We start from the raw sequence: 9,865 nt of genomic DNA, 5'->3' as shown, positions 1-9,865 counted from the left end.
ATTTAGGTACCACGCTTTTTATAATCACACTGATACACATCTCAGCAAATACAAGTCTGGTGTTCAATAGTGATGTTTTTATGATTGAATTCGTTTTAACCTTGCTTTGGCTGACGTTACATATATTTTGGTTCCGTAAGCAGCCACAGTTAGAACGGTATCAGCCAAAGCATCCACTACTAAAAATTAACCCAAAACACAAAAGTCGCGATCAACTTCATGCTGTTGGTTACTTTTGGCAAAACTTACGTCTGATGATGTGGAATGGTGCACTACTGATACCGTTTGTTATCATTATTGTTGTGGCCAAATTGGATGGTAGAGATGTTAGCTTGACTAGTTTTGATGCTGGCGAAATCGTTTTCTTTTTATTTTGGTGGCTACTGGTGTTTTTTTTCGCAAGTCGATTATTGTATCGTCGCTGTCTCAACATTGGGTGGCGTTTTGGTAAAACCCTCGTGCTGCTGATCTTGCCTTTCGCGTGTAGCGTATTGCTGAAAGTCATAATTCCTGAACATGCTTCGTTTTCCAATTCGCAAATTCAGCTAATAATTTGGTTACAATTACTCGTAAGTTGGGCTATTAGTGCAGTGATAGTGTTACTGATGCTAAAAACTACACCACAAGAATAGCCTAATAAGACTTAAGAAAAGCAGCCAGTGGCTGCTTTTCAATTAAGCTTGTACAACAACCTTAATCTTCATAGTTGTCGATGCTTGGGCATGAACAGATTAGGTTACGGTCGCCGTACACGTTGTCGACACGATTAACCGTTGGCCAGTACTTGGATTGCTTGGCCGCTTGAGACGGGAAGCAAGCCAGTTCGCGCGAGTATGGACGGTCCCATTCTGCGTTGGCCAGATCTGCCTGGGTGTGTGGTGCGTGAACCAGTGGGTTGTTGTCCAGCGGCCATTCGCCGTTTTTCACTTTGTTCATCTCTTCACGGATGGCAATCATGGCTTCACAGAAGCGGTTCAGCTCTTCTAAATCTTCCGATTCGGTTGGCTCGACCATCAAGGTACCTGCTACCGGGAAAGACATAGTCGGTGCGTGGAAACCGTAGTCCATCAGACGCTTCGCGATGTCTTCCTCACTGATGCCTGTTTCTTCTTTCAGCGGACGAATATCGATAATACATTCGTGTGCGACGCGGCCGTTGCTGCCACGGTAAAGAACCGGGTAGTGTGGACGCAGACGCTCCATCACGTAGTTCGCGTTCAGAATTGCCACTTTGGTTGCCTGTGTCAGGCCTTCTGCGCCCATCATTGCGATGTACGCCCAGGAGATTGGCAGAATCGACGCGCTGCCCAAATCCGCTGCGGCTACGGCGAAGTCTTCACCTTCCAGACCACCTTCAATGTGACCAGGCAGGAATGGCGCCAGGTGCGATTTCACACCGATTGGCCCCATGCCCGGACCGCCGCCGCCGTGCGGGATACAGAACGTTTTGTGCAGGTTAAGGTGCGAGACGTCAGAGCCGATAAACCCCGGGGACGTCAGGCCAACCTGAGCGTTCATGTTAGCACCGTCGAGATAAACCTGACCGCCAGCTGCGTGAACCATCTGACACACTTCTTTCACCTGCTCTTCGTATACACCGTGAGTAGAAGGGTAGGTGATCATGATGCTCGACAGGTTGTCTTTGTGCTTCTCTATCTTCGCTGCCAGATCGTCGATGTCGATGTTGCCGTTGTCGTCACATTTCACCACCACGACTTTCATCGAAACCATGGACGCCGTTGCCGGGTTGGTACCGTGTGCAGAGCTTGGGATCAGACACACATTGCGGTGGCCTTCACCACGGCTTTCGTGGTAACGCTGAATCGCGATCAGGCCTGCGTATTCACCAGAAGCGCCTGAGTTCGGCTGGAGTGAGAACTCATCGTAGCCAGTGATTTCACACAGCTTCTCTTTGAGATCTTTCGCCAGTGCCGCATAACCGGCTGCCTGCTCTTTTGGTACGAACGGGTGGATGGAACCGAACTCTGGCCAGGTCACCGGAATCATTTCCGCTGCGGCGTTCAGTTTCATGGTACAGCTGCCCAGTGGGATCATACCGTGAGTCAGAGAGAAGTCTTTGTTTTCCAATTGCTTCAGGTAACGCATCATCTGCGTTTCGCTGTGGTGCGTGTTGAATACCGGATGCGTCAGGTAAGACGAGGTACGACGGCAGTTTTCTGGAATCGCTGCAAACTCATTGGCGGCGATGTCACTCGACAGCGCATTGATGTCTTCACACACACCAAATACGGCAAACAGCGCTTCGATGTCTGATGTGGTGGTGGTTTCGTCGAAGCTGATGCCAAGCTTACCTTCGCTGGCCAGCAGGCGCAGGTTGATGTCTGCCGCTTGCGCTTTGGCGTACAGTTCTGCGGTTTTGTCACCAGCATTGATGGTGATGGTGTCGAAGAAGCTATTGTGCGCCAGCTCGTAACCTGATTTCGTCAGACCCGCTGCCAGAATTGCAGTCAGATGGTGAGTACGACGCGCGATGGTGCGCAGGCCTTCTGCGCCGTGGAAAACCGCGTAGAAAGAGGCCATGTTGGCCAGCAGTGCCTGAGCAGTACAGATGTTGGAGGTCGCTTTTTCACGACGGATGTGCTGTTCGCGGGTTTGCATTGCCATGCGCAGCGCCTGGTTGCCACTGGCATCGATAGAAACACCGATAACACGGCCCGGCATGGTACGCTTGTGTTTGTCACGCGTGGCCATGAAAGCGGCGTGAGGACCGCCATAGCCCATCGGGACGCCGAAGCGCTGTGCGGAACCGATCACGACGTCGGCACCCATTTCACCCGCAGGTTTCAGCAGCGTAGAGGCCAGCAGGTCAGTGGCCACCGCAACCAGCGTTTTGTTGGCTTGCGCTTTGGCGATGATGTCTGTCAAATCGCGGATTTCACCCGTAGTATTCGGGTATTGAACCAATGCACCGAACGCTTCAGTTTCCGTCAGGGTATCCAGTGGGGCAACGTGCACGTCAAAGCCGATAAAGGCGGCACGGGTTTTCACCACTTCTATGGTTTGCGGGTGTACGTCATCTGCAACAAAGAAGACGTGGCTCTTACTCTTGCCTGCACGCTTACACAGTGTCATGGCTTCAGCGGCCGCGGTTGCTTCGTCCAGCAGAGAGGCATTCGCGATTTCCATGCCAGTCAGGTCCATAACCATCTGTTGATAGTTCAACAGAGCTTCAAGGCGACCTTGGGAAATTTCTGGTTGATACGGCGTGTAAGCGGTATACCAGCCCGGGTTTTCCATGACGTTACGCAGTATTACATTCGGCGTGAACGTGTTGTAGTAACCCTGACCGATGAATGTCCGTTTAATTTGGTTTTGGTCAGCAAACGCTTTGATGGTGCGTAGCATGTCTGCTTCGCTTTGCGCAGCAGCCAGTGCCATTGGTTTCTCAAGACGAATCTGAGCCGGAACCGTTTCCTGGATCAGCGCGTCGAGGCTCACTGCATTAATGGCTTCCAGCATTTTTTGCTGGTCGTTTGTGTTTGGTCCATTGTGGCGTGCAACGAACTCATTTTGTGTGCTTAGGCTTTGAAGTAATTCAGTCATTTTTACCTTCTCCAAAAGGCCCACAAGCAGTGTGACACCGTGATATTGGGCCTTTAAAAAAAAGCTGCCCATCATGTAATTATGGGGCAGCTTTCGTTTTCTTCCCTGATTAATCTTCTTCGATTGAGTTCAGGTATTCTTCAGCGTCTTTCAGATCATCCAACTCTGAAGGCTGAGACAGTTTCACTTTAACAATCCAACCGCCTTCATACGGTTCTTCGTTGATAAGCTCAGGGCTGTCTTCCAGCTCCTCGTTAATTTCTACCACTTCACCAGAAACAGGAGCGTAGATATCTGAAGCGGCTTTTACAGACTCCACCAGAGAAAAGCTTTCGCCGGCTTCGATTTCGTCTTCCACGTCTGGCAGGTCAACGAAAACTACGTCACCCAGCATTTCTTGTGCGTGCTCAGAAATACCAATCGTCACTGTGCCGTCGCCGTTATCGCGAACCCACTCGTGGCTGTCTGTAAACTTCAGGGTCTTGTCCATTGCTTGATCTCCAAATACTGTGAGGATTTAAATCTGTTATTGGTAAAGTGGGTAGCGACGGCAAAGCTCTTTGACTTCTTTGCGAACGCGTTTTTCTACGTCTGCGTTACCTTCAGGGTGTTCAACCAACCCATCCAGTACATCACCAATCCAGTTACCGATCATTTTGAATTCTTCAACGCCAAAGCCGCGGCTTGTGCCGGCTGGGGTGCCTAAACGGATACCCGAAGTAATCATAGGTTTTTCTGTGTCGAACGGGATGCCATTTTTGTTACATGTGATCCCAGCACGTTCCAGCGCTTCTTCTACCTTGTTACCTTTCAGGCCTTTAGGGCGTAGGTCCACCAACATCAGGTGGGTGTCTGTGCCGCCGGTGACAATGTCGCAACCGCGAGTTTGCAATACTTCAGCGAGAACTTTTGCGTTGCTGATCACCGAATCAATATAAGTTTTGAATTCTGGACCCAGCGCTTCACCGAACGCGACCGCTTTTGATGCAATCACGTGCATCAGCGGGCCACCTTGCAGGCCAGGGAATACCGCTGAATTGATTTTCTTAATGATGTCTTCGTGATTGGTCAGGATCATGCCGCCACGTGGGCCGCGCAATGTTTTGTGTGTTGTGGTGGTGACTACGTGCGCATGGGGTAGCGGGCTCGGGTGAGCACCAGTTGCAATCAGGCCAGCGATGTGCGCCATATCCACCATCAGGATGGCGTCGACTTCATCGGCGATCGCACGGAATTTAGCAAAATCGATGACGCGAGGAATGGCGGAGCCGCCTGCAATGATCATCTTAGGCTGGTGTTCCAGCGCCAGTGCACGGACCTCGTCGTAATCAATTTCCAGAGTGCCACGGTTAACGCCGTACTGAACCGCGTTGAACCACTTACCAGATAACGCCGGGCGCGCACCGTGTGTCAGGTGGCCGCCCGCATCCAGGGACATACCCATAATGGTGTCACCTGGTTGAAGCAGGGCCAGTTTGACCGCACCGTTGGCTTGAGCCCCCGAGTGAGGTTGAACGTTTGCGTATCCACAGTTAAAAAGCTTTTTCGCGCGTTCGATAGCGATCGCTTCAACGGTATCGACGTGTTCACAACCGCCGTAATAGCGACGGCCTGGGTAACCTTCGGCGTATTTGTTGGTCAGGCAGGTGCCTTGTGCCTGCATCACTGCCTTCGAGACTATGTTTTCTGACGCAATCAGTTCGATTTGTTCATTCTGACGCGTGAATTCTGCCTGAATACCAGCAAAGACGGCGTCGTCGGTAGCAGCGAGGTTGGTAGAGAAAAAGTTTTCCAGGCTGTGGTTTTGGTAAGTTTTACTCATGGTAGATGACCTTCCATTTCTACTGACGAACGATGTGATTGTGTTTTTGGCTGTCGTCAGTCCTGTCGTTTTTATCTGCACTGTTCCACGGTAGGGAGCGTGTTGGCTGGGCCAGAACAGAGCAGGGCGAATATCCCTCATCCGGGGCGATACCGGGATGAAATCCGGGTATCCAGACTCCGAAAAAAAGTTGTTAACAACCTCGGTGTTCAGAGTCAGAAATAGCATCTCTACATCTAACAAGTCGATAACATACCCCCTGTCATGAGAACAATCAATCAAAAATTTCCAATAGGAAACACAGTTTCCATTTCTGTTACCCAGAGCACGCTTTATTTCCTGGTGTGGTCTTTAATCAACAATGAGCTTCGTGCAACAATGATTTTCAATACAGGGAGAAGACGTGAAACAGAGGGAAAGCATGTCAGAAGACATCTATGATGAGTACCCGTCGTTGACGCTGGCAAAAGAAGCTGGCGACCAGAATATAGAGCCGTTAAAACTGGGACAACGCATTAAAGATATTCGTGCGAAATTGGGCCTCACTTTGGAAGAGGCCAGTCAGCGTACTGGATTGGCTCGTTCAACGCTGAGTAAGATAGAGAATGAACAGATCTCTCCGACCTTCCAGGCGATGCAAAAACTGGCGGCTGGACTGCAAATAGATATGCCGCAACTCTTTGAACCACCTAGGAAAAAGGTAGCAACCGGTCGGCGAGATATTTCTCGCGCTGGCGAAGGAAAACCGCATCCGACACCGACCTACGAACACGAGCTGCTTGCTACGCAATTATCCAATAAAAAAATGATGCCGTTTAAGAGCCGTATCCGTGCCCGAACGTTTGAAGAATACACCGACTGGGTGCGTCACGATGGCGAGGAATTTCTGCTGATTTTATCCGGTGAAGTGATGTTCTATTCTGAGTTCTATGAACCGGTAGTGATGCACGAAGGTGACAGCGTTTACTACGATGCCAATATGGGTCACATGCTGGTTTCAGTCAGTGAGGAAGATGCGCATATTTTGTGGGTCACTGCGAAGTGATATCGCAAAAAGTAAAATTTCCTATAGTGAATGCAAACGTTTGCTATTGTAGTTAACGTGAATGAAAAAGCGTCATGTTGATGTGAAAGTCATCGATGTGGCGCTTTTCTTTAACGATTTTTAAATGTGTCTAACTTGTTAAATGTCACATTTTGAACTGTTTTGAACTTGTTAATGATGAAAAAGAGGCGCATGCTTGTTTACTATAGGAAACACGGTTTCCGTTTCGGAAAAAATCGCAATTCATCGCGGCTAACTCAGAGAGTCTGGCTTAATGGAGAAGAAGATGACTCAAGAACTACTGAAAACACCTCTGCATGCGCTTCACGTTGAAGTGGGTGCGAAAATGGTCCCTTTCGCTGGTTACGATATGCCAGTGCAATACAAGCTGGGTGTCAAGAAAGAGCACCTGCATACTCGTGATGCTGCGGGTCTTTTCGATGTTTCTCACATGGGTCAACTTCGTCTGCATGGCGAAGGGGCGCCGGCGTTCTTGGAATCGCTGGTGCCAGTCGACATCATCGATTTGGGTGCAGGAAAGCAACGCTATGCCTTTTTTACCAATGAGCAGGGCGGCATTATGGATGATCTGATGGTGGCGAATCTTGGCGATCATCTGTTTGTGGTGGTGAATGCGGCGTGTAAAGAACAGGACATCCAACATCTGCAAGCACATCTGCCCGCTGAGGTTGAGCTGGAGCTGATCGAAGATCGCGCGCTACTGGCATTGCAGGGTCCAAAAGCCGCAGAAGTGTTGAAACGCTACCAGCCAGCGGTGGCCGACATGCTGTTTATGGATGTACAGAAGCTGACGATCGATGGCGTTGAATGCATTGTAAGCCGCAGCGGTTATACCGGTGAAGATGGCTATGAAATTTCTGTACCGACAGAGCACGCGGCAGCGTTTGCCAGCAAACTGACCGCAGAAGACGAAGTGGAGTGGATCGGCCTGGGCGCTCGTGATTCGTTGCGTCTTGAGTGTGGATTGTGCCTTTACGGTCATGATTTGGATACCACGACGACACCGGTTGAAGCAAGTTTGCTATGGGGCATTCAAAAAGTGCGTCGTGCGGGCGGCGAACGTGAGGGCGGCTTCCCTGGAGCGGATATCATTCTAAACCAGATTGAAACCAAAGATGTGTCACGCAAGCGGATTGGCTTGGTTGGTCAAACGAAAGCGCCGGTCCGTGAAGGTACCGAACTGTATGACGGTGAAGGCAACAAAGTCGGGATCGTGACCAGTGGTACTGCTGGCCCAACAGCGGGTAAGCCGGTTTCAATGGGTTATGTCCGTACGGATCTGTCGGCTGTCGGCACCGAACTGTTTGCCGAAGTGCGCGGAAAAATGCTGCCAATGACCGTTGAGAAAATGCCCTTCGTTCCACAACGTTACTATCGTGGCTAGAAACTAGCGAATAATTGACTTAATTTATGGGAGAGACCGTATAAAATCGGTGTCTCCCATTTTTTATAACTCAAATAATAAGTTGTTCCTACAGGAAGGAGTCATACCTTATGAACAAGTGGACGTGTATGGCTGCCGTGTTGTCTATTTCTGCCAATGTGGCCGCAGCCGATTTTCAACCTTATATTGTCAACGGAACCAGTGCGTCCGTGACCACCTATCCATCGTATGTTGCCCTGTTTTACGACCGTATTGATTACGATGGACGCTATGGCAGCGGCAGCTACTGTGGTGGTACCCTGCTGAACAATCAGTATGTTCTGACCGCAGCACATTGCGTGTTTAACGATGAAGAGGGCAATCTGTTTACCTCTGTGGTGCCTAAGCTTCAGCTCGAAGGTGACTTTCCTTCCAACGTGCAGGAGCGGGTGATGGTCTCCGAGATTTATTATCCGTCGACCTATGAAGATGAAACCCTGTTTAACGATATTGCCATTCTGAAGCTGGAGCGGGCGTTAACGACCGTCAGCAGCGCGGATTACGCTATTCGACCGACAGTGGACGATTACTCAACCTACCGCGCTTACAGCGAAGAGTTTAAGGCGGTTGGCCATGGTGATACGCGGAGTAACGCCGATGAAAGCAATGAGTTACTGCAAACCACACTGACCTGGGTGCCAAACAACCAGTGCAATTACACGGTAACCACCGACAACAACTTGTGTATGCAAGGTGAAGTGCCCACTGGTTCAACGCTGGAAAATGCGACTTGTCAGGGCGATTCTGGCGGCCCGCTCTACTGGTACAACGGTACGGAATATGTTCAGGTTGGCGTCACCAGTTTTGGTCCGGATACGCAGTGTGGCGATCCGAGCGCCAGCATCAATGCGACATCGGTATTTTCTGAGGTGATTCGCTTTTCAAGCTGGATTGACAACGTGTTAAATGGTGGGGAATCGCCAAAATTCGTCGCTACAGATTCGCGCCGCAATGACTTCCTGTCTGGCACCGACAGCAGTTCATCGGGCGGCGGTGGCGGCGGTAGCCTCGGCATCATGACTTTCGTATTTTTGTTGATGGCGGGTGCCTTACGTAAGCGCTAAGCCGTCCATGCGATTCGACTTAACGAGATAAGCGCGAAAGGAATCCTTTCGCGCTTTTTATCGACCGGAGAAGAAATCAGAGGAATTGATGGTTATTGATAGTTTTCTTATAAATGAGAATATCAGTGTAACCTTATGATTTGAATTTAATAAAATCGTTTGCATATCTACTCCTTTAGTAGTGACCGATTGACAATTGACCACTAAACGATAGTTTTAGGTTATTACAATACGTTGGCTAGTTTGGAGGATGAATATGTTGGGCAACGGAAAGGCTCAGGTCACACTGCTATCTGATGTCAGTATGCAGTCGAACCTGTTTAAAGATTCGCTCGAATCCCATTTGAACATGTCCGTTAGTGTGGTTCCATTCGCCACATTCTCAGATGCTCCTCACCCGGATACCATCTTCAGTGAAGTGGTTCTGATTGATTTCTCTTATTTGGATGACAAGAAATTTGAGGTTTACACTCAGATTAAGAGCCGTCTTGATTACGAGCTGAAAGAGATCGTGATTAATTGTCCGAAAGACATCCCATCTGTCGATTTATTTAAATGGCGCAATCTGGTGGGGGTGTTTTACCTCGATGATGATCTGAAATTGCTGATCAAAGGTATGGAAAAGATCCTCGAAGGTGAGATGTGGTTGTCACGCAAGCTCGCACAAGATTACATTCATCATTTCCGTAGCTCTAATGCGGTAACCACGTCTCAGACCTACGCAAATTTGACCAAACGTGAAAAAGAAATCATTCGTTTGCTCGGGCAGGGGGCTTCGAATATTCAGATCGCCGATGAACTGTTCGTCAGCGAAAATACGGTCAAAACCCATCTGCACAACATCTTTAAAAAGATTAATGCCAAGAATCGATTGCAGGCTCTGCTTTGGGCTAACAATAACATTGGTATTGAAGAAAGGGTGGAGC

General features: G+C 49.4%; 8 protein-coding genes. 5 read left to right on the top strand and 3 right to left on the bottom strand.

Features of this window, described 5'->3' with window-relative positions; genetic code table 11:
* The coding region (locus CAG65_RS00660) for a hypothetical protein (protein ID WP_237668708.1) at nt 1–632 on the top strand (632 nt) is incomplete at its 5' end.
* Between the two features lie 61 nt (nt 633–693).
* Here CAG65_RS00660 and gcvP read toward each other — a convergent pair.
* The 3 genes from gcvP to CAG65_RS00645 form a co-directional block, all read right to left on the bottom strand.
* The gene (gene gcvP, locus CAG65_RS00655; RefSeq protein ID WP_021706352.1) at nt 694–3,564 is read right to left on the bottom strand and encodes an aminomethyl-transferring glycine dehydrogenase; all 2,871 of its coding nucleotides are present in this window, start codon (nt 3,562–3,564) and stop codon (nt 694–696) included.
* Between the two features lie 109 nt (nt 3,565–3,673).
* A complete protein-coding gene (gcvH, locus tag CAG65_RS00650; RefSeq protein WP_021706351.1) occupies nt 3,674–4,054 on the bottom strand; it encodes a glycine cleavage system protein GcvH in 381 nt (126 codons plus the stop codon).
* 36 nt (nt 4,055–4,090) lie between these two features.
* Nucleotides 4,091–5,386 (bottom strand): serine hydroxymethyltransferase, encoded by a 1,296-nt coding sequence (locus tag CAG65_RS00645; RefSeq protein WP_161451464.1) that lies wholly within the window; start codon nt 5,384–5,386, stop codon nt 4,091–4,093.
* A 421-nt stretch (nt 5,387–5,807) separates the two neighbouring features.
* Between CAG65_RS00645 and CAG65_RS00640 the strand changes: the two genes are divergently transcribed.
* The 4 genes from CAG65_RS00640 to CAG65_RS00625 all read left to right on the top strand — a co-directional run.
* The gene (locus CAG65_RS00640; RefSeq protein WP_040902896.1) at nt 5,808–6,431 is read left to right on the top strand and encodes a helix-turn-helix domain-containing protein; all 624 of its coding nucleotides are present in this window, start codon (nt 5,808–5,810) and stop codon (nt 6,429–6,431) included.
* 286 nt (nt 6,432–6,717) lie between these two features.
* The gene (gene gcvT, locus CAG65_RS00635) at nt 6,718–7,836 is read left to right on the top strand and encodes a glycine cleavage system aminomethyltransferase GcvT (RefSeq protein WP_161451462.1); all 1,119 of its coding nucleotides are present in this window, start codon (nt 6,718–6,720) and stop codon (nt 7,834–7,836) included.
* 110 nt (nt 7,837–7,946) lie between these two features.
* On the top strand, nt 7,947–8,939 hold the full coding sequence (locus CAG65_RS00630; RefSeq protein ID WP_161451460.1) for a S1 family peptidase: 993 nt from the start codon (nt 7,947–7,949) through the stop codon (nt 8,937–8,939).
* 256 nt (nt 8,940–9,195) lie between these two features.
* Nucleotides 9,196–9,865, top strand: a 670-nt coding sequence (locus CAG65_RS00625) for a LuxR C-terminal-related transcriptional regulator (RefSeq protein WP_202599222.1), incomplete at its 3' end; no start/stop codon positions are given.

It is taken from the genome of Vibrio sp. V39_P1S14PM300 (assembly GCF_009904765.1).
In the GTDB taxonomy this organism is placed as follows: Bacteria; Pseudomonadota; Gammaproteobacteria; order Enterobacterales; family Vibrionaceae; genus Vibrio; species Vibrio proteolyticus.
Note: the sequence above shows the minus strand (reverse complement) of the source record. Positions and strands in the feature narration are given on the sequence as shown.